Source organism: Deinococcus proteolyticus MRP, from assembly GCF_000190555.1.
Lineage (GTDB): Bacteria > Deinococcota > Deinococci > Deinococcales > Deinococcaceae > Deinococcus > Deinococcus proteolyticus.
Window position 1 is genome coordinate 1407046 of record NC_015161.1, and the last position, 20268, is coordinate 1427313.

The following is a 20268-nucleotide window of genomic DNA, read 5'->3' on the forward strand; positions in this document are numbered from 1 at the left end:
CACACGTCAGCCAGTGTGGTGAACGGCTGGTCAGTTTTCAAGTAATGGCTCAGTTAGGCTCCAGGCCCGGCCACAGCAGGTCGAACAGCCCCCGCACGAAGCGGCCAGGGTCGCGTTCGGGAGCGGGCCCGCTGCAGGGCGACATCCGCCCTTGCTGCAACCACTGGCTGAGCGCCCCCGTGATGGTCAGGGCCGTCAGTTCGGTGTCCAGGGGCCGCAGCCGCCCACGCTCGACCTCGGCCCGCAGGTAGCTGGCCAGTGTGCCGGTGTCCTGCGCGAGAGGGTCGCCCAGCTTCGCCAACAGCGGATTGTGTTCGGGAGCGTGCCCACGCGAAAAGACCAGCATCAGCGCGTCCAGCAGATCCTGGGCTTCTCGCAGGTAGCTCATGCCGCAGCGCTCCAGGTTGCCGCGCACATCGCCCTGGCCCACCTGCTCCAGCAGCTCCGTGCGCCAGTGCCCGTAGCGGCTCAGGCCGATGGCTTCCCCGAACAGCTCTTCTTTGGTGGCGAAGCGGCTGAACAGCGTGCCTTCGGAGATGCCGGCGCGGCGGGCGATTTCGGCGGTACTCACGCCCACTCCCTGCTCCAAAAAAGCGCTGCGGGCGGCGGCCACCAGGTCTTCGGTCTCGATAATCTTGGGCCTTGCCATACCTGAGTATGCGCTCAGTTACTCTGGCGAGATTGTTACAGCGTTCGCTGCGCGCCGGGGAGCCGGGGAACCTCAGTCCAGGACGTGGGCCGGCCCCGTCATCTCGACGGTGACGCGTGTTCCCTCGTTCAGCAGCGGTTCGCCGGCAGGGCGCAGCACCTGCAACTCCTGGGCACCGCCGCCCACGCCCAGCCGCAGGGTGTAGGCCACCGCCCACCCCCGGAACTCGCGGCCCAGCACCTCGGCGGGACCGGCGGGGTCAGCATTCAGGCGCAGCTGCTCGGGGCGCAGGCACAGCATGGCCGTGCCCTGCAGCGGACGGTTCAGCTTCACCCGGCCCAGCGCACACTCGGCCGTCTCTCCCTGAGCCGTGGCCGTCAGCAGGTTGGCGCGGCCCAGGAAGTTCGCCACGAACGCGGTGCGCGGCGCGGCGTACACCTCGGCAGGCGGCCCGGCCTGCTCTACGGCGCCGGCCCGCATGACCACCACCCGGTCGCTGAAGGCCAGCGCTTCCTCCTGGTCGTGGGTGACCAGCAGCGCTGCCGTGCCGCTCTGGCGCAGGATAGAGCGCACCTCGGCGCGGGTAGAGTGCCGCAGCGAAGCGTCCAGGTTAGAAAAGGGTTCGTCCAGCAGCAGCAGGGCCGGGCGGGCGGCCAGAGCGCGGGCCAGCGCCACCCGCTGCTGCTGCCCGCCGCTCAACTGGTGCGGCATCCGGCCCTCGAACACAGTCAGGCCCACCAGGGCCAGGGTGTCCTGCGCCCGCCGGCGGCGCTCGGCGGCAGGCAAGGTCTGCAGGCCGAACAGTACATTGTCCAGCACGCTGAGATGCGGAAACAGCGCATAGTCCTGAAACACCAGCCCCACCCCGCGCCGTTCGGGAGGCAGCGGGGTCACGTCCTGTCCGCGCAGACCCACCTGCCCACTGTCCGGCGCCTCCAACCCGGCCACCAGCCGCAGGGTGGTTGTCTTGCCGCAGCCCGAGGGGCCCAGCAGCGTGACCAGTTCGCCCTCCCCCATCTCCAGGTTCAGGTCCTGGACCACGGGGGGCAGGCCTGGGCCGTAACTTTTGGTGAGGTGGCGTAGGGACAGCAAATGAGGTCGGGTCATCGGAGCAGCTCCTTTACAGCTTTTCACGGCGCAGAATCAGCAGCGACAGCACGGCGCCGGCCAGCATCAGCGCCAGGGCGTAGGGGGCGGCTGAACCGTACAGCGCTTCTTCGGTATAGGTCCACACGCCCACGGCCAGTGTGGTAAAGCCTGCGGGCGCCAGCAGCAGCGTCAGCGGCAGCTCCTTGAGCACGCTCAGGAACACAAACGCTGCACTCACCAGTACCCCCGGCAGCACGATAGGCAGGGTCACGCGGCGCATGGCCTGCGCCGGAGCATGGCCCAGCACGCGGGCGGCTTCTTCCAGCCGGGGCGTGGCGCGCAGCAGCGCCGAGCGCAGCGGCCCGATGGCCTCGGCGGCAAAGTGCAGGGTGTAGGCCAGCACCAGCAGCGGCAGCGTCTGGTACAGCGCGGGCACGGCAGCCAGCGTAAAAAAGACCAGCGACAAGGCCAGCGCCAGTGGCGGGGTGGCGTAGCCCAGGTAGGCCACCCGCTCGGCCAGGCGGGGCAACCACCCGCTGTAGCGGCTGCCGATGTAGGCCAGCACAAACGCCAGCGCGGCAGTCAGGGCGGCAGTGACGGCCGCACTGCCCCCCGCCAGCCGGGCGGCGTCCCACACGTCGGCCAGCACGTAGGGGCTGACTTCCAGCCGCAGCCAGTACAGCGCGGTGCCCAGCGGCAGCGCCAGCGTCAGGGCGGCCAGCGCCAGCACCAGCACCCAGGCCGGCACCGCCCAGGCTCCCAGGGCGTGGCGGCGGTGGGGGCGCACGGCCCCACCCGACACCCGGCTCAGGAACACGCCACGCAGCAAGCGGGCTTCCAGCCACAGGGCCGCGCCGGTCAGGACCAGCAGTGCCAGCACCAGCCAGGCCGCGTAGACGGTGTCGTAGGCGGCCGTGTACTGCTGGTAGATGGCGGCACTGAAGGTGGGATAGCGCATCAGACTGACCACCGCGAAGTCGCCCAGGACGTGCAGGGCGACCAGCAGCGCTCCCGCCAGCCAGGCCGGGCGCAGCGCGGGGAGGGTCACGGCAGTAAAGGTCTGCCAGGGCGTGCGCCCCAGCAAGCGTGCCGCTTCCTCCAGGGCAGGGTCGGCGGCCCGCAGGCCTGCGTACAGGTTCAGAAACAGGTACGGGAAAGTGAACAGGGTCAGGGCCAGCAGTGCCCCACCAAACCCGCCCGGTGCGGGGGGAGCCCAGCCCACCAGGGCGTCCAGCGCTCCCCCCGCGCCGCTGGCGGCAATCAGGGCGTAGGCACCCACATACCCCGGCACCGCCAGCGGCAGCACTCCCAGCAGCGCCAGCAACCGCCGGGGCCGGAAAGTGGTGCGCCCCACCAGGTAAGCCAGCGGCAGCGCAATCAGGGTGCCGGCTGCCACCACACTCACGGTCAGCAGCAGGGTGTTGCCCAGCAGTTCCAGGTTGCGGCCGCGCCACAAAATCTCGCGCACGGCCGTCAGGTCGGCCCCGAAAGCTTCGCGCAGCAGGTATACCATCGGCAGGCCCACCCCCAGCGCCGCCAGCAGCGCGGGCAGGGTCAGCAGCAGAGGTGGACGGGTCTGGGAAGTGCGGTCTGACATAGCAAAGAGCAAAGGAGCAGCGCCGCCAATGATACCAAAAAGTGGAGCGGTTTAGTCGGGTATGGTCGGCTGCTCCCTCCGCCTAGCGCACAACCACCACCCCACCAAAAAAGCTTCCCGCCGGGCGAAGGGCGGGAAGCCGGGGAAAGACTCGGGGGAAAAGGGATTACAGCAGGCCAGTTTCGCGCAGCAGCTTCTGGGCCTTTTGCAGGTTGCTGGGCAGGGCGCTGGCGCTGATGCGGGGGCTGCGCCGAACAGCGTCGGCGTAGGGCAGCATGCCGCTGGGGGTGTAGGTGTTGCTGATCACCGGGTACTCGAAGTTCACGCCCATAAAGAAGTTCTGCGCGTCGCTGGACACCATCTTCTGGACCAGGCGGCTGGCGGCGGCGGGGTTCTTGCTGGTCTTCAGCACCCCTACGCCGGTGGCATTGCCCAGGTTGCCGATGTCGCCGGCCTTGAAGAAATGGGTTTCCACCGGGTAGCCCAGCTTGCCCACGCGCTGGATGTAGTAGTGGTTGGTCAGACCCATATCAATCTGACCGGCGCGGATGGCTTCCATCATGTTCACGTTGCTGGTCTTGTAGTCCACGGGGTTCAGCTTCTTCATGTCCAGCAGCCACTGCCGGGTCTTGGCTTCGCCGTGCTGGGCAATCATGCCGGCCAGGAAGTCCTGAAAGGAGGGGTAGCTCAGCGTCCAGCCGATGCGCCCCTTGAACTGCGTCATCTTGGGCAGGTCAAACACGCTGGCAGGCAGCTGAGAAGCCTTGACGCGCTCGGAGCTGTAGGCCAGCGTGCGGAAACGTACCGTGGTGGGCACCCAGTTGCCACTGGCAGGCATGTACTGGCGGGCCACATTCCGGCTCAGGTTGTTGCCCAGGCGCACGAAGCGGCCGTCGCTGTCCAGCTGCCCCATCGCGCCCAGCGAGTTGCCCCAGAACACGTCGGCGGGCGAGCGGGCTCCTTCTTGGCGCAGCAGTGCCACCAGCTCGGCGTCCTTGCCGTAGCGCACGTTGACCTTGATTCCGGTTTCTTTCTCGAACCGCTGCACAATCGGCTCCACAAAGGTCTTGCCACGGCCCGAGTACAGCGTAATAGAACCGCTCTGCGCCACGCTGCTGCCCGCGAGCATCAGGGCGCCCGCCATCAGGAATACTTTTTTCATATGGCTAATCCTAAGTAAACCACTCGGTATTGTCAAATCTAGTACCACCGGCCCTGCCTGTCCACAAAAAACCCGCCACCAGGACGGGTCCATGGGTCGAAACTTCTAGCGTTCTTCCAGCGCCAGCTCAATCAGCCGGGTCACCAGTTCCGGGTAGCTCAGGCCGTGCGCCTGCAGCAGTGAGGGATACATGGAAGTGGTCGTAAAGCCCGGCATGGTATTGATTTCGTTGAGCAGCAGCTCGCCGGTTTCCTCCACGTAAAAGAAATCCACCCGGCTCAGGCCGGCGCAGTCCAGGGCCTGATAAGCCCGCAGCGCCAGCTCCTGAATCCGCTCGGACACCCCCTCAGGCAGCGGCGCAGGAATCAGCATCTCGGCGCGGCCCCCGGTGTACTTGGTGTCGTAGTCGTAAAAATCGGTGTCGAAACGCAGTTCGCCTACTGGGCTGGCCACCGGGTCGTCGTTGCCCAGAATGCCCACCTCCACCTCGCGGGGCTTGGCGCCAGCCGCCGCTTCCACGATTACCCGGCGGTCGTGCCCGAAGGCCAGTTCCAGGGCCTCCGCCAGCTCGCCAGCGCCCGTCACCCGGCTCACGCCCACGCTGCTGCCCATGTTGGCCGGCTTCACGAACAGCGGGAAGCCCAGTTCGGCGGCGCGGCTCTGCACACCTTGCGGGTCACGGCGCCACTCGGCGCGGCTGGCCTCACGCCAGGCCACCTGGGGAATACCGGCCGCTTCCAGCACCCGCTTGGTCATGATTTTGTCCATGCCCACGCTGCTGCCCAGCACGCCGCTGCCCACGAACGGCAGACCTGCCAGGGTCAGCAGGCCCTGCACGGTGCCGTCCTCGCCCATCGGGCCGTGCAGCAGTGGAAACACCACATCGTAGCCGGCAGTATCTGACACCCGCTGCAGCATGGGTTCGCCGCCCGACTCGGCGGCGCCCGCGCCCAAAGCCTGCGCCGTTTCGGCCGGGGGCAGCCAGCGGCCCTGCTTGGAAATCACTACGGCGGTCACTTCAAAGCGGTCCTGCGGCAGCGCGGCCAGCACCGAGCGGGCGCTGGAGAGGCTGACCTCGTGCTCCTCGGACTGGCCGCCGGCCAGCAGCAGCACGCGGCGGCGCGGCTGCCTGGGGGCGGACGGGGATTCGGACGGAGACTGGGGCTGGGCAGGGGTCAGGTCGGACATACGCCCAGCAGTATGCCAGAGAGAGGGGCGCGGCCAAGAAAGACGCCCCGCTTCCCTGAGGGTGGGGGCGGGGCCTGCTTTCAGAGCACGGAACTATTGCAGCGGCAACGTCACGGTAAAGGTGCGCGTGACTTTGCCGCCTGCGGGCAAGGTCAGGGCCAGGTTCACGTCGCTGCCTTCACGGCGCACGTCACCGCTCCCAGCGCCTTCCGCCTTGACCTCAGCGCGGTCGTTGTACAGGCTTTCGGTGATTTCTACCTTCACGGGCTGCTTTTTGCTGTTCTCCAGGGCGTAGGTCACCTGGAAGACGGCGCTGCGGGCTGTGCGGCTGAGTGCCTTCACCGAGCGCACGTAGCTCACATCCGGGTCACGGCCCAGGGCAAAGTCCACCGCTTGCCCCGCCGCCGTCTCCTGCACACGGGTCTGGCCGGTGACGCGCCCGTCCTCGCGCACCGTCAGGCCGCCGCCGGGTAGGGCGCGGTCCGCCTTGAAGCGGTAAAAGCGGTTCAGCACGCCCCGGTCACTCTGCTCGGAAAAGCCGCGTTTGAGCCCAGCGTAGGCTTCAAAGTCCTTCACGGCCGGGGTCATGAACGGCAGGGTCACGGTGCTGTTGGCCGGCAGGGCAAAAGCTTCGGTCAGGGCGTAGCGGTAGATGCCGTTGAGGCTGCCTTGCTGGGCAATTTTACCGGCTCCAGGCGCACTCTGGGCATCAGCCGCGAAGTTGGCGGCCGTCGGCACCGCACGGTACATCTCATAATCGCGGTTCAGGTTCACGTCGCCCGCCAGCAGTTCTGTCTGGCCCACGCGGTAGTTCAGCTCGGTGCCGTTGGTCACGTCGGCCAGAGCTTCCAGCGTGGGCTTGCCGCCTTGCACGCGCAGGGTGTAGCGCGGAGTCCAGCCCAGCGAACGGGTCAGATAGCTCAGCGTGCCGGTGCCGCTCGCCTGGGAAGTCAGGTCGAAGGTGCTGACGGGCAGTGCACCGTAGCCACTTTCGGGCGGCAGTTCGGGGAAAGCCAGACGGGTCGGGTCTACCCGGCGGTACAGGCCCTGTGCATCACGAATCAGCACGTCACGCGAACGCACCAGAGTGACGGTCTGAGGGGCTTGGCCGTCTTCATGAAGCACGACTTCGCGGCCTTCCATGCTTTCCAGCCAGTTGGCCTGCGTGGCGTGCACGGCGCGGGTGTAGGGCAGGCCTTCCAGGTCCAGCGAGTCACGAATCAGGCCGCTCCAGGCACTCTGGGGCCAGACCACTGCGAGGGTGCCGCCCTGGGCAGTCACCGGCTGGCGCACCTCGGCAAAGTCCTGATACAGCCGCAGGTCCGCCTGCAGGGTACGCTCGGCAGCGGCAGAAGAGGGGGGAGTAGAAGAGGCCGGCACAGGAGCAGCCAGACGCGTCTGGGCCTGGGCGGCGCCTCCCAGCAGCAGGGCAGCCGCCAGCGCTACAGTCATTGGTTTATTCATAACTTCACTGTTGCACTTCCCGCCTGATGTTCCATGAGGAAAGCAAGGGAAGCGCTGTTATTGCAGCAAGCGGACTGTAAAGGTGCGCGTGACCTCTCCCCCAGCCGGCACTTCGGTCACCAGGCGGACCTTGCCTTCATCCAGAGCGGCGTCACCGTTTACGCGGGCGTCACCGTAGACCTGCTCGGTCAGCTCGGCACGCACCGGCTGCGGGCGGGCGTTTTGCAGGCGATAGGTCACGGTGTAGGTCACCCGTTTGGCCTTGCCCTCAGGCACGGCAGCGCCCTTTTTCACGCTGCGGGCATAGCTCAGGTCCGGGTCGCGGCCCAGCGAGAAGCTGACCGGCTGCCCGGCGGCCGTCTCGGGCACACGGGTCTGCCCCACCAGGCGGCCCTGTTCACGCACGGTCAGCGTGCCGCCCGGCAGTGGTTGCTGCGCCTTGAAACGGTAAAAGCGGCCCAGCACGCCCTTGCTGCCCTGCCCACTGAAGCCGGTGTTCAGCCCTGCGTAGGCCCCAAAGTTGTTCAGCTGCGGCTGCATAAAAGGCAGGGTCACGGTGCTGCCCGCCGGCAACTCGAACGGCTGTTCCAGGGCGTAGCGGTACACTCCGTTCAGGCTTCCCAGCGCGGCGATGTCATAGGCGGCCTGGCCCGTTTCGGCCGTGGCAGAGGTGGTCTGCGCCGTCTGTCCCATCACCGGAGAGCCTGGCCCCAGTTCCAACCCCACGTCGCCGGCCAGCAGTTCGGTGGTCTGCACCCGGTAAGCCAGGTCGCTGCGGTTGTGCAGGTCGGCCAGGGCCGAAAGCTGCGGCGGGCTGCCCTCAGCCCCCAGATTCAGGGTGTAACGCGGTGCCCAGCTCAGCGAGCGGGTCAGGTAAGCCAGTGTGCCCCGGCCCGGCGCAGACAGCTCGAAGGTGGAGGTCGTTACGTCCTCGCCGCTCAGGGGCGGTTCACCGGGCACCGCCAGACTTTCCACAGTCACCCGGCGGTGGTCCCCCCGACGGTCACGAATCAGGCCGTCGCGGGCACGCACCAGTGTGACGCGGCTGGCACGGCCTTCTTCATACAGTGTCACCATTTGGCCTTCGTAGCGCTCCAGCCAGGGCGCATTCACGGCATACACAGCGCGGGTGTAGGGCAGACCTTCGAGGTCCAGCGAGCCGGGCACCAGCCCCTCCCAGGCACTGGCCGGCCAGGTGTAGCTGAGGCTGGTCCCACTGGCCGTGACGGGCGTGCGGACCTCGGCAAAGCCGCCGTACAGCCGCAGCTCACTGGCAGCCGGCTGCGTCTGTTCGCCCACCGCCGACTTGTCCTCAGCCTGCGCCTGCGCGGCGCTTCCTGGCAGTTCCAGCCCACGCCCAGCCAATGTTCCCAGTCCAGCCGCTCCCAGAGCGCCCAGCAGCAGCATGGCCCCCAACCTCACCTTTGCGTCCATGCCCCGACTGTGAAGCGGGGCGGGGAAAACACCGTTAAAGCCAGCGTAACCAAAGTTTCATTCCGCTTCAGGTGGGCGTCAGCTTCCCCTGTCGGCAGGCCAGGGAGGATTCAGCGCTCCAGCGGCGGCAGGCCCCAGCGGTTCGGCTGCGGCTGACCAGGGGCCAGAGCCAGACAAACAGTAAACAGCAACTGAATCAGCAGGCCCAGCAGAGGAATAAAAGAGAGGGCAAGAATCACGATATACAGCAGCTCACCCTGACCCAAATCATGCAAGCGGCGGACGTGGACAGCCAGGGCAGGCGCAACAAGGCCAAATAGAATCAGCACGAAAAGGCCCACAGCTGTTCTGGCAGCGTCAGTCATGGCTCACCTCGTGGGAAACAAGAAAAGCGGCCCCCACATCCAGCGGGGCCGCCCTGCATACCTCAGGCTCAGAGAATGTCGTCGCGGATGCAGGCCTTGAACTGGCCCGGCTTGACTTCGCGCAGTGCCGGCACCACCTCGGCGCACTGCGGAATCGCGTAGCGGCAGCGGGTGCGGAACACGCAGCCGGAGGGCGGGTTGATGGGGCTGGGAATGTCGCCTTCCAGAATGATGCGCTGACGCTTGATGGTCGGGTCCGGCACGGGCGCAGCCGACAGCAACGCCTCGGTGTAGGGGTGCTGTGGGTCGTTGTTCAGCTGGTGGCTGGGAGCAATCTCCATGATTTTGCCCAGATACATCACGATGATGCGGTCACAGATGTACTCCACCACCAGCAGGTCGTGCGCGATAAACAGCACGGTGAGGCCCAGTTCCTGTTGCAGGTCTTGCAGCAGGTTCACCACCTGCGCCTGAATGGACACGTCCAGCGCCGACACGGGCTCGTCGGCCACGATAAAGTCGGGGTTCACGGCCAGGGCGCGGGCAATCCCGATGCGCTGCCGCTGACCGCCCGAGAACTCGTGCGGGTAGCGCACCATCTGCTCGGGGCGAATGCCTACGCGCTGCAGCAGCTCGGCGATACGCGGCTTGCGCTCGGCGCCCTGGTGCAGCTTGTGGATATCCAGCGCTTCACCGATGATTTCTTCCACCGTCATGCGCGGGTCCAGGCTGGCGAACGGGTCTTGGAAGATAATCTGCATGTCGCGCCGGGCTTCACGAAGCTGGCGCTTGTCCATTTTCACGACGTCCTGACCCTTAAAGATCACGTCGCCGCCGGTCGGCTCCACCAGACGCAGCAGGGTGCGGCCCACCGTGGTCTTGCCCGAGCCGGACTCACCCACCAGACCCACCACCTCGCCGCGGAACAGGTCGAAGTTGACCCCGTCCACCGCCTTGACCGAACCCACGGTGCGCCCAAAGAACCCGCCCTTGATGGGAAAGTGCTTTTGCAGGTTGCGTACGCTCAGCAGGGGCTCGCCCTGGGTGCCCTCATGCACAAAGGCAGGCACTTCGGTCATCACGGGTTCGCCGGTCTGCACCGAGGTGCCGATCATCACCGTTTGCATGGCGCCGGCGGGCGTAGCAGGGACAGCAGCGGAGTCCTGAACTGCCGGAGCAGCGGGCGCGGCAGCCACAGCAGGTGCGGCCGTCACGTCGTCGCTGACCGTCAGGCTGCCGGCCGGACCGGGAATCACTTCGGTGATGGTCGCGCCGGTCTGAGAAGCCTGAGGCGCGTCATGGTCCATGCGGGTCATCGTGCCACCTCCTGCCTGTGCAGGCTGTGGTAGTCGCCGCCACCTTCCTGCACCGCCTCAAACTCCTGCCAGCGGATGCAGCGGGCCATGTGGCCGCCGCCGGTGTCTTCCAGCGGGGGCACAGCTTCACGGCAAGCAGGCAAGGCGAACTTGCAGCGCGGCTCGAAAGCGCAGCCGGGCGGCAGATTCAGGGGGTTCACCACGTTGCCGGGAATCGCTTCCAGGCGCAGGTTCTTCTTGTCGGCGGCCTGCTCAGCGGTGAGCGGGCGGGGAATCGAGTTCAGCAGGCCCATGGTGTAAGGGTGACGCGGAGCCTTGAAAATCTCCACCACGTCGCCCTCTTCCATCACGCGGCCACCGTACATCACCACCACGCGGTCGGCCATTTCGGCCACCACGCCCAGGTTGTGGGTAATGAACAGGATGGACATCCCGATTTCCTGCTGCAGTTTCCGCATCAGGTCCAGAATCTGTGCCTGAATGGTCACGTCAAGCGCTGTGGTCGGCTCGTCGGCAATCAGAAGAGCCGGGTTACACGACAGCGCCATGGCAATCATCACACGCTGGCGCATCCCGCCCGAGAGCTGGTGCGGGTATTCGTCCACCCGCTTTTCGGGAGCGGGAATACCCACGAACTTGAGCATGTCGATGGCGGCCTGCCGGGCTTCTTTGGCATTCTTGTTCTGGTGCAGCATGACCGCTTCGGCAATCTGGTCGCCGACGGTGTACACCGGGTTCAGCGAGGTCATCGGCTCCTGAAAAATCATGGAAATCTCGTTGCCGCGAATGCCCCGCATCTCGGCTTCCGAGACTTTGGTCAGGTCCTTGACCGTGCCGCGGTCGTTGAACAGAATCTCACCGCCGGCGATCTCGCCCGGCGGCATGGGAATCAGGCGCATCACGCTCAGGCTGGTCACGCTCTTGCCCGAACCCGACTCGCCCACCACCGCCAGGGTTTCGCCCTTGTTCAGCGTAAAGGTCACGCCATCAACGCTTTTGACGACACCCTCATCGGTATGAAAATACGTCTTGAGGCCTTTTACGGCCAGCAGGACTTCGCCCTGTTGGGTCATTTTTCTCCTCCACTTCGGAACACGCCCGCCATCATACACGGTTTAGATTTCTCAGGTTCGCATCTCGCGCCTCTCGCAGCGCAGCGGCCCTGATATACATGTTCTGGCATAAGAATTGACAGCGCTCGCTCTGTCCCTGGGGGCAGGACGGGGCACCAGCACTTCTGCGTTTTAAATTTGACGGCCCCAGCATAGCGCATAGCTAGCGGGGCCGCAGGTTGGGGGCGGTGCGGGGCTCAGGACACGTAGTTAATCAGCAGGGCCAGCAGCATAAACAGTCCGCCCAGGATGGCCGTGGTGCGGACCAGACCGCCTTCGACTCCCTGGCCGCCGAACAGGTCGCCGCCCGAAGCCATGCTGGGCGACATGCCAGCCTGCTTGGGAGTTTGCAGCAGCACGAAAAAGACGGTGCCCACCGCGACGAGGGCGTACAGAATCAGAAAAATGGTCAGGACAATGTTCATAAGAGTACCTCAGGAAGAAAAGCTGTTTCAGCCTTGCGGCGACTGCTCGCAGCATAACAGCCGCACATGAAAAAGCTCTGGGCAGCGAGGTCGAGAGTCTGGCTCAGGGCCACACCCGGGCCGCCTAGCCCTCGGCGCGGCTTAGCAGGAAGCGGCCGCACGAAGGGCACTTGACGGGCGGCACCCGGCCAGCGGACACGCGCTGCTGGATATTGACCGGCAGGCTGACATTGCACGCCGAGCAGCGGCCCGAAGTCAGGGTAGCCACGCCGACGCCACCCTTGGAACGGCGGATGGCGCTGTACTCGCGGGCAGTGCGGGGGTCCACACTGCCCAGTAGGGCTTCACGGCGCTCGCGCATCTCCTGACCCGAGGCCCGCAGGTCCGCCACGCGCTGCTCGTCGGCCACTTCCAGCTCGCCCAGGCGGGGGCGCAGGGCGCGGTGCTGTTCACGCAGGGCCTTGGACTGAGCCAGCAGTTCGCTTTCGCGTTCACGCAGCGGGGCGAGGTCCTCTTCCATCTCCTCGGCGCGCTCGGTCAGCTGCTGCAGGCGGCTGCCGTACTGCGCCTGAGCGCGGGCGTCAAAGGCGTTCTTGTCCTGCTCAGCGCGGGTGCGCTCCATCTGCTCGCGGGTGGTTTTCAGGTCCAGGTCCAGGCGGCGGGTCTGGGCTTCTATACGCTCCAGCACCATTTCGGTGTCTTCCAGGCGGTTGTTCAGGTCGTCCATCTCGCGGCGCAGGCTGAGCAGTTCTTCAGGCAGTTCGGCCTCGCGGGCGCTCAGGCTATCCAGCTGCAGGTCCAGGTCCTGAACTTCGAACAGCAGCTCCAGCGGGCGCTGCGGCGCAGTCGAGTCCTCGCCGGCGCGGTCGGCGCGGGCACCTTGGGGGGCAGATGGAGCATCGGTCATGCCTCAGTCTAAAGCACGCGGCAGAAGTGCGGTCCAGGAAAGATGTTGCGGGACGGGCCTGCTCCCCTGCTTCACAGCCGTCCGGTCACGGCTGGGTCGGCGGCTCCTCCCCGGCAGACTCCGTAGAGCGCAGTTCGCCGCGCCGGTCGGGCAGGTACACGCCCAGGTACACCGCCAGGGTGTTGGCCAGGTACATCAGCAGCGTGAAGGCAAACAGAATATTGAAGTTGGTGCCGAAATCGAACCAGCCGGCGGCCCGCAGCGCCCCCGAAGCGAGGCTGGCCAGCGCCCAGCAACTGCTCCAGAGAATTGTATTGGTGGCCGAGTACATCGGCCGGTCCGCTTCGGGCAGCACCGACATGGCGTAGGACGAGTACACCGGCCCGGTGGCGTTCATCAGCGCGCCGCGCATAAACAGCGCCAGCGTGACCATCCACAGGTAAGGCGCGAAGCCCAGCAGCACCAGAAACGGCAGGCTGGACGCCTGCACGGCCAGCACCGTGCCCAGCTGCCCCAGCCGCCGCACCAGCCAGGGCTGAATCAGCACTGTGACTGCCGTCGCCAGGCTGGTCCAGGCGAACAGGGTGCCCAGGCTGGCATAGCTGATGCCAAAGCGGCCCTCGATATAGACATTCAAAAAGGGAATGGTCGCCCCAGCTCCCAGGCCCACAAAGACAGTGGGCAGGACCAGCCGGAACATGGTGCGCCGGTCCTGAATACTCAGCGCACCGCTGCGACCCGGCTGGGCCGGCTTGCCGCTGGGCTGCAGGCCCAGGGTGGGCAGAGCGCCCAGCAGCTGTAGGGCAGCCGCCACCAGCATGGCGGTCCGCAGAGCGCCCAACCCGCCAGGGTCCGCGCCGGTCCAACCGGCATACAGGCCCGGCAGCTGTCCACCCAGCAGGTTGCCCACGAAGCCCGCCCCCACCATCAGAGCGCTCTGAAGCGTGAACAGCCGCACCCGGGTCTTCTCGGTGGAATTGTTCGCCATAAAGGGCGCACCTGACACCGCCAGCGCCGCACTGCCCATGCCCTGCAGCAGCGCGCCCGCCACCGCCAGCAGCGCCCCAGGCGCCAGCGCCAGCAGGGCCAGGCCCAGCACGCTGAGCACCGCGCCCAGCTGAATGACCCGCGCATTGCTCAGCCGCCGGGCCAACACCACCAGCGGCAGGCTGACGGCGGCCAGCGTCAGGGCCGGCAGCGCGTTGATGATGCCCTGCCACTCTGGACCCAACCCCAGCGCACCCAGATAAAAGTTCAGAAACAGCATCACGAAGGCCTGCGACAGCCCGAAAGAAAAGCTGGCCGCCAGGAACAGCCGCGTCTGCCGGGTGGAGCTGGGGCTGGGGCGGTCCATCAGGCGGGGTCTACGCCGACTTTGGGACAGAAGTTCGCCATGATGCACTGGCTGCACAGTGGCCGGCGTGCCACGCAGATGCGCCGCCCGTGCAGAATCAGGGCATGGTGGAGGAAAATCCACTCCCCCTCCGCAAACAGCCGCATCAGGTCGGCTTCCACCCGGTCGGGGTCGGTCTGGGCGCTGAGGCCCAAGCGGCGCGAGAGCCGGCCTACGTGGGTGTCCACCGCGATGGCGGGCCGGCCGTAGGCATTGCTAAGCACCACGTTCGCCGTCTTGCGCCCGGCGCCGGCCAGGGCCACCACCGCCTCAAAGTCGTCTGGCACCTCGCCGCCGTGGCGCTCGGTCAGCTGCCGGGCCAACTTGGCCAGGTTCTTCGCCTTGGCCCGGTACAGCCCGATGCGGCGAATATACGGCTCGATATCTTCCGGTTCGGCCAGGCTCATGGCCGCCGCGTCAGGGTAGGCAGCGAACAGCGCCGGGGTGGCCGCATTGACACTCACGTCGGTGGCCTGGGCGCTCAGGACGGTCGCCACCAGCAGCTCGAAGGGAGTACGGAATTCCAGCTCGGTGCGGGCGTCAGGGTACAGGGCACGCAGCGAAGCCAGCACCTGCGGAGCGCGCAGTCTGGCCCCGGCAGGCAGGCGCGGAACGGGCTTTTTGCGGCTGGGGGAAGTCACGCTGCTCAGGCTACACCGGCCGGCCATGCAGGCTCCTGCGCCAGATGGCTTAGGCGGCTTCTGCCCCGGAAACTTCTGGCAGGGACAGCGCGTAAAGGAAGGCATGAGAGCCTTATCTATCCTGCTGGGCGTTCTGGCCCTGCTGGGTCTGTTTGCCGGATTTCTGCCGCTGCTGGGCTGGGTGAACTGGTTTGCCGCACTGCCCCCGGCCCTGCTGGGGCTGCTGCTGGGTGTTCTGGCCCGTGACCGGGGAGCAATGACCCTGAATGCTGTGATTATCGGTCTGGCCGCACTGCGCCTGATGCTCGGCGGCGGCCTACTCTAACTGGAGCAGCCCTCAGGTCTTGCACGCTTCCCTGGCGGCTGCTACACTGTTCCAGCCTCAAGAGGGCCGCACGGCGGCCAGCGACAGGCGAAAGCGCGGGTTCTTAGCTCAGTTGGTAGAGCATCGGTCTCCAAAACCGAGGGTCGTGGGTTCAAGTCCTACAGGGCCCGCCAGAATTTCCCCCCATCCCCAGCGGTGGGGGGTTTCGCAGTTTTGCCCTTTGCCGCTCCGCCTCCCCTGGTAGCCGCTTCAGGCGGCACTGCTCAGGGCAGGCGGTACTCGTCGCAGTTGCTGCCGATGGTCGCCGGAGCCTTTTCCACCACCAGCACTTTTTCATCGCGGCCCACGTAGCCCCAGCAGCGGGCCAACTGCTCCAGGTACTGCGGCGAATTCAGCTGCACCTTGGCGTCGTTCAGAATCTGAATATCCTGGCGCAGCCGGTCGTTCTCGGCCTGGGTGGCCTGAGCCTCCTGGCGCCACGTCACCGAGCGCTGCACCCCACTGCCGATATGGAACAGGGTCTGTGCAATGCCCAGGCCGCACAGCAGGCACAGCGTCATGGCCATCAGGGGCACCCGGTCCAGTCCCGCCCAGAGCCGGGCAGGCAGGCGGGCAGGGCGGGCAGGCGGAGGTGTATCGGCAGGGCTCATCGTCGGCCCGCAGCATAGCAAGTCCGCTGCAGCGATGTGGACCGGGCCCGACTTCTGCAGGCCCAACTCCTCCGTATCTCCGCTCTCCTCACTCGCCGGGCACCCACCTTATTCTTTTCCCTTCGCTGCAACTTTCCGGCTCTCATGTCCGCATGCTTTAACATAGGGGGATGCACTCACCCCTTCCCCAGTTCAGCCGACAGACCATGCTGCGCCGCTGGCAGAGTGCGCGGCTGGTGCTGCTGAGCGTGGCCGGTGGCCTGCTGGTCGGGCTGCTGGCCGCCGGGCTGCGGCTGGGGCTGGAGGTCCTGGGGCGCGCTGCGACCGCCCTGACTGGCTACGCCCCGCCCGGCACCCCCGGCGAGGGCGGGTTCATGCTGAGTTTCGGCACCCCGCAGAACCTGGGCCTGCTGCTGCTGCCGGCACTGGGCGCCCTGTACGTGTGGCTGCTGCCCCGCGACGGCACTCCACTGAATCAGGTGGTCCGCATTGGCCTGGGCAAGCGCAGCGACGCCGAGCAGCGCTGGGCCCTGGACAGCGAGGTGCAGTCCCTCAGCGCCGCCGCCCTGGCCTCGGCCGGTGGGCTGTTGGTGGGGCGTGACGCCGCCTTTGCCGCGCTGGGCCGTCTGGGCACCCGCCTGTTGGGGCTGCTGACCCCTCTCAGTTCCAGCGAGACCCGTTCCCTGGTGCTGGCCGGCACCGCAGCAGGCCTGGGAGCCGTGCTGCACGCGCCACTGGCCGCCGCTGTGCTGGTGGCCGAGGTGCTGTACCGCCGCTTCGAATTCGAGTACGAGGTGCTGATGTCCTGCGTGCTGGCGGCCGTGACCGGTTACGCCGTGTACGGACTGTTTTTCGGCTTTCAGCCGCTGTTCGCCCCGCCCAGCATGGAAGGACTGGGCCTGAGCGACCTCCCGCTGGGCCTGTTGGTCACGCTGGCCGCGACAGCAGCGGCCTGGCTGACCCTGCAACTGAGCGCCCGCGTACCCCAGCCCCGCACGGCTGCCACGCGGGTAGCGGCCGGCGCGGCGTTCGGTGCGCTGAGTGCCGGCCTGGTCCTGCTGGCCGGGCCGCAGATGCTGGGCGACGGCAGCGGCTGGCTGGGCCTGGGCCTGAGCGGCATGCTGGACGGCGCGGCTCTGGAAGCGGCCGGCGGGCGCTGGCTGCTGCTGACCCTGGGCGCAGGGCTGGCCTTCGGCGCCGGGGTGCTGCCGGGTACGGCCATCGGCGGGCTGCTGGGTGCGGCCTTAAGCGGCATGCTGGGCGGCGACCCGGCCCTGGGAACACTGCTTGGCGCCGCGGCCTTTATCACCGTGACCCACAACATTCCAGTGGCCGCCACCTTGCTGGTCATGGCCTGGGGCGGTGACGCAGCGCTGCCGGCCGCCCTGCTGGCCAGCGGGCTGGCCCACATGCTCAGCGGTGAGACCGGGCTGCTGCCCGCACAGGTGGCTGGCCGCTCCAAACGCTCGCAAGAGGCCGACGCCGCCGCACTGGTGCTGGCCGAGGTGAGCCGCAGGCCCGCGCAGGCCGGAACTGCCGAGGGGGACCCGTATCAGGACCGCGAGCTGTACTGCCGCCCGGTGCCGAGCAGCTGGGGCGGCGTAGCGGTAGGGCAACTGGCCCTACCGCCCAGCGTGGAGGTGGTGGGCCTGGTCCGTGACGGCGAGATTCTGCTGCCCCGGCGCAGCCAGAGGTTGCTCCGCGGCGACGAGGTGATGCTGCTGGCCCGCCCCGACGCCTATGCGGCGCTGGACGCCCTGCTGGAACTGCCGGAACTGCGCTGACCGCAGGGGGACAACCATGCGAACGCTGCTCCGCTGGCAGGCTGGACTGGCGAAATAAAAAGGCGGGGGCTGCCCGGCCTTCCCGGTGTCCCCGCCTCTGCCCTGCTGCTCGGCCAGCTTGTATTCAGCCAGACCGCATTCAGCCAGACCGCATTCAGCCAAACTGCATCCGGAAGACCTGCTGGGTCACGTTGCCCTTGAGCCCGTCAATCATCTCGTTGAACATATTGGTGGCTTCGAACTTGTATTCGGTAAAGGGGTCGCGCTGACCGTAGCCGCGCAGGCCGATGCCCTGGCGCAGCACGTCCATGTTGTACAGGTGCTCTTTCCAGTGCTGGTCCACCACCTGCAGCATCACGTAGCGCGACAGAGAATTCATCATGGTGGGGCTGAGTTCCTCTTTGCGGGCGTCCAGCGCGTCGGCGGCGGCGGCAATCAGGCGGGTGTCCAGCTCCTCGGGGCTGACCGAGCGCAGCCCCTCAAAGTCGAAGTGCTCCAGCTGGGGAATGGCGTCCAGCACCGAAGCGCGCAGACCCTCCAGGTCCCACTCTTCGGGGGCCTGCTCAGGCGGGGCGAACTCGTCCAGCAGCAGTTCGAGGTGGTCGCCCACCATGCCTTCCACCGACAGCTCCACTTCCTCGTCCTCGCCCAGCAGCACTTCGCGGCGCTGCGCGTAGATGGTCTCGCGCTGGCTGCTCATCACGTTGTCGAACTCCAGCAGCTGCTTGCGAATACCGAAGTTACGGTCTTCCACCCGCGACTGCGCCTTTTCGATGGCGCCGGTGACCATCTTGGCCTCAATCGCTTCGGAGTCGTCGAAGCCCACCCGGTCCATCATGGCGGTGATGCGCTCGTTGGCGAACAGCCGCATCAGGTCATCGTCGAAAGACAGGTAAAAGCGGCTGGAGCCGGGGTCGCCCTGACGTCCGGCGCGTCCGCGCAGCTGGTTGTCGATCCGGCGCGACTCGTGGCGCTCGGTGCCGATGATGTGCAGGCCGCCCAGCTCCTTCACCTTTTCCCGGTCGGCCAGGGTGTCGGCGTGCAGCTGCACCGCCTGCGCCACAAAGTCGCGGGTCACGCCGGGAATCTGCGCGCCCAGTTCATACACGTTGTCGCTGCCCCGGCTCACGGCCTTGATGAACGCCTCGGCCTCGGGCGCGTAGCGGCTCACGCCGAAGTTCTGTTCCAGCGCCTCGCCAATCATGAACTCGTCGTTGCCGCCCAGCATGATGTCGGTGCCGCGCCCGGCCATGTTGGTGGCGATGGTGACGGTGCCCGAGCGGCCCGCCTGCGCGATGATGCTGGCCTCCTGCGCCTCGAACTTGGCGTTCAACACGGCATGCTGGATGCCGGCCTGCTGGAGCTTGGCGCTCATCTCCTCGGAAGTGGTGATGCTGGCGGTGCCGATCAGGATGGGGCGGCCGGTCGCGTGAATCTCCTGCACCTCGCGCACCACGGCGTCGTATTTGCCGTTGCGGGTGCGGTACACCAGGTCGTTGAGGTCAATACGCTGAATCCCCCGGTTGGTGGGAATCACCAATACGTCGGAACCGTAGATGTCCAGGAATTCCTTTTCCTCGGTCTTGGCCGTACCGGTCATCCCCGCGAACTTGTCGTACAGGCGGAAGAAGTTCTGGTAGGTCACGGTGGCGAGGGTCTGGTTCTCGTTCTCGATTTTCACGCCTTCTTTGGCCTCAATCGCCTGGTGCAGGCCTTCGCCGTAGCGGCGGCCCGGCATGGAGCGGCCCGTGAACTCGTCGATGATGATGACCTCGCCCTCGGCGTTCACGATGTAATCCTTTTCGCGGTGGTACAGCTCGGCAGCGCGGATGGCCTGCTGAATCATGTGGGCCTTGTCCATGTTCTGGGGGCTGTACAGATCGTCCAGGCCCAGCAGCCGCTCGATTTTGTCGATGCCCTGCTCGGTCAGGTGCACCTGCTTGCCCTTTTCCTCGATCACGTAGTCGCCGGTGGGATCTTCGCGGACGCCCGGCTCGGCGGGTTCGCCCTTTTGCAGGCGGCGAATCAGCTTGCTCATCACGTAGTACTGGTCGGTGGCTTTCTCGGCGGCTCCCGAGATAATCAGCGGGGTGCGGGCCTCATCAATCAGGATGCTATCCACCTCGTCCACGATGGCGTAATGCAGCGGATGGTCGGCGCGCAGCACCAGCGAATCCTTGCTCTGGGCCATGTTGTCACGCAGGTAATCGAAGCCCAGCTCGGAGTTGGTGATGTAGGTGATGTCGGCCTGATACGCGGCCTGGCGCTGGTGCGGCTGCATGTCGCGGGTGACCAGCCCCACGGTGAGGCCCAGCGTGCGGTACAGCAGGCTCATTTCTTCCATGCCCACTTTGGCGAGGTAGTCGTTCACCGTCACCAGGTGGCAGCCCTTGCCTTCCAGCGCGTTGAGGGCCAGTGCGAGCGTCGCCACCAGCGTCTTGCCTTCGCCGGTCCGCATCTCGGCAATGCGGCCCTGGTGCAGCGCGGTGCCGCCGATCAGCTGCACGTCGTAGTGGCGCTTGCCCACGCTGCGGCGGCCCGCTTCACGAATCAGGGCGAAGGCCGGGACCATCACGTCGTCCAGGGTCTCGCCGCCTTCCTGCACACGTCGGCGCAGCTGCATAAAGGCCCCGGCGAGGTCTTCTACGCCCTTCATTTCCTCTTCCAGCGCGTTCACCGGCTGCACCACGGTGCGGATGATGGTATTCACATCCCGCTGGTTGTTGTCAAAGAGTTTGTCTAGAACTTTGGGTACTCGGAACATTAG

Annotated in this window: 18 protein-coding genes and 1 tRNA gene; 3 read left to right on the forward strand and 16 right to left on the reverse strand. The window is 66.6% G+C overall.

Annotation, left to right across the window (positions count from 1 at the left end; genetic code table 11):
• Nucleotides 1-49: 49 nt before the first annotated feature.
• The 14 genes from DEIPR_RS06690 to nth form a co-directional block, all read right to left on the reverse strand.
• Entirely contained in the window at nt 50-649 is a 600-nt protein-coding gene (locus tag DEIPR_RS06690) for a TetR/AcrR family transcriptional regulator (protein WP_013615082.1), read from the reverse strand.
• A gap of 72 nt (nt 650-721) precedes the next feature.
• The gene (locus DEIPR_RS06695) at nt 722-1756 is read right to left on the reverse strand and encodes an ABC transporter ATP-binding protein (protein ID WP_013615083.1); all 1035 of its coding nucleotides are present in this window, start codon (nt 1754-1756) and stop codon (nt 722-724) included.
• A gap of 13 nt (nt 1757-1769) precedes the next feature.
• Nucleotides 1770-3335, reverse strand: coding sequence for an ABC transporter permease (locus DEIPR_RS06700; protein ID WP_013615084.1), 1566 nt, complete (start codon nt 3333-3335; stop codon nt 1770-1772).
• Between the two features lie 166 nt (nt 3336-3501).
• A complete protein-coding gene (locus tag DEIPR_RS06705; RefSeq protein WP_013615085.1) occupies nt 3502-4497 on the reverse strand; it encodes an extracellular solute-binding protein in 996 nt (331 codons plus the stop codon).
• Between the two features lie 105 nt (nt 4498-4602).
• A complete protein-coding gene (locus tag DEIPR_RS06710) occupies nt 4603-5685 on the reverse strand; it encodes a D-alanine--D-alanine ligase family protein (protein ID WP_013615086.1) in 1083 nt (360 codons plus the stop codon).
• A gap of 93 nt (nt 5686-5778) precedes the next feature.
• Nucleotides 5779-7149 carry a DUF4139 domain-containing protein gene (locus tag DEIPR_RS06715; RefSeq protein WP_013615087.1) on the reverse strand — a complete coding sequence of 457 codons (1371 nt, stop codon included), beginning with the start codon at nt 7147-7149 and terminating at the stop codon, nt 5779-5781.
• A gap of 57 nt (nt 7150-7206) precedes the next feature.
• The gene (locus DEIPR_RS06720; protein WP_148231799.1) at nt 7207-8583 is read right to left on the reverse strand and encodes a hypothetical protein; all 1377 of its coding nucleotides are present in this window, start codon (nt 8581-8583) and stop codon (nt 7207-7209) included.
• A 110-nt stretch (nt 8584-8693) separates the two neighbouring features.
• Entirely contained in the window at nt 8694-8948 is a 255-nt protein-coding gene (locus DEIPR_RS06725; RefSeq protein WP_013615089.1) for a DUF805 domain-containing protein, read from the reverse strand.
• A gap of 68 nt (nt 8949-9016) precedes the next feature.
• Complete coding sequence (locus DEIPR_RS06730) at nt 9017-10027, reverse strand: ABC transporter ATP-binding protein (protein ID WP_148231914.1); 1011 nt, start codon at nt 10025-10027, stop codon at nt 9017-9019.
• Nucleotides 10028-10260: 233 nt separating this feature from the next.
• Nucleotides 10261-11337 carry an ABC transporter ATP-binding protein gene (locus tag DEIPR_RS06735; RefSeq protein WP_013615091.1) on the reverse strand — a complete coding sequence of 359 codons (1077 nt, stop codon included), beginning with the start codon at nt 11335-11337 and terminating at the stop codon, nt 10261-10263.
• A 236-nt stretch (nt 11338-11573) separates the two neighbouring features.
• A complete protein-coding gene (secG, locus tag DEIPR_RS06740; RefSeq protein WP_041222671.1) occupies nt 11574-11795 on the reverse strand; it encodes a preprotein translocase subunit SecG in 222 nt (73 codons plus the stop codon).
• A gap of 130 nt (nt 11796-11925) precedes the next feature.
• The gene (locus DEIPR_RS06745) at nt 11926-12708 is read right to left on the reverse strand and encodes a zinc ribbon domain-containing protein (protein WP_013615093.1); all 783 of its coding nucleotides are present in this window, start codon (nt 12706-12708) and stop codon (nt 11926-11928) included.
• 85 nt (nt 12709-12793) lie between these two features.
• Nucleotides 12794-14062: an MFS transporter gene (locus DEIPR_RS06750; RefSeq protein WP_013615094.1), complete on the reverse strand. Its 1269-nt coding sequence runs from the start codon at nt 14060-14062 to the stop codon at nt 12794-12796.
• Entirely contained in the window at nt 14062-14769 is a 708-nt protein-coding gene (gene nth, locus DEIPR_RS06755) for an endonuclease III (protein ID WP_013615095.1), read from the reverse strand. Before nth ends, DEIPR_RS06750 begins: the two co-directional genes overlap by 1 nt.
• Before the next feature lie 76 nt (nt 14770-14845).
• Between nth and DEIPR_RS06760 the strand changes: the two genes are divergently transcribed.
• A complete protein-coding gene (locus DEIPR_RS06760) occupies nt 14846-15067 on the forward strand; it encodes a hypothetical protein (RefSeq protein ID WP_013615096.1) in 222 nt (73 codons plus the stop codon).
• 97 nt (nt 15068-15164) lie between these two features.
• Nucleotides 15165-15240: transfer RNA gene (locus DEIPR_RS06765), tRNA-Trp, on the forward strand.
• A gap of 90 nt (nt 15241-15330) precedes the next feature.
• On the opposite strand, the gene DEIPR_RS06770 is transcribed toward DEIPR_RS06765, so the two are convergent.
• A complete protein-coding gene (locus DEIPR_RS06770) occupies nt 15331-15717 on the reverse strand; it encodes an FtsB family cell division protein (RefSeq protein WP_013615097.1) in 387 nt (128 codons plus the stop codon).
• A gap of 170 nt (nt 15718-15887) precedes the next feature.
• On the opposite strand from DEIPR_RS06770, the gene DEIPR_RS06775 reads away from it, so the two are divergent.
• Nucleotides 15888-17501 carry a chloride channel protein gene (locus DEIPR_RS06775; RefSeq protein ID WP_041221982.1) on the forward strand — a complete coding sequence of 538 codons (1614 nt, stop codon included), beginning with the start codon at nt 15888-15890 and terminating at the stop codon, nt 17499-17501.
• Between the two features lie 154 nt (nt 17502-17655).
• On the opposite strand, the gene secA is transcribed toward DEIPR_RS06775, so the two are convergent.
• Nucleotides 17656-20265, reverse strand: a complete 2610-nt coding sequence (gene secA / locus DEIPR_RS06780; RefSeq protein WP_013615099.1) for a preprotein translocase subunit SecA — start codon at nt 20263-20265, stop codon at nt 17656-17658.
• Nucleotides 20266-20268 lie beyond the last annotated feature (3 nt).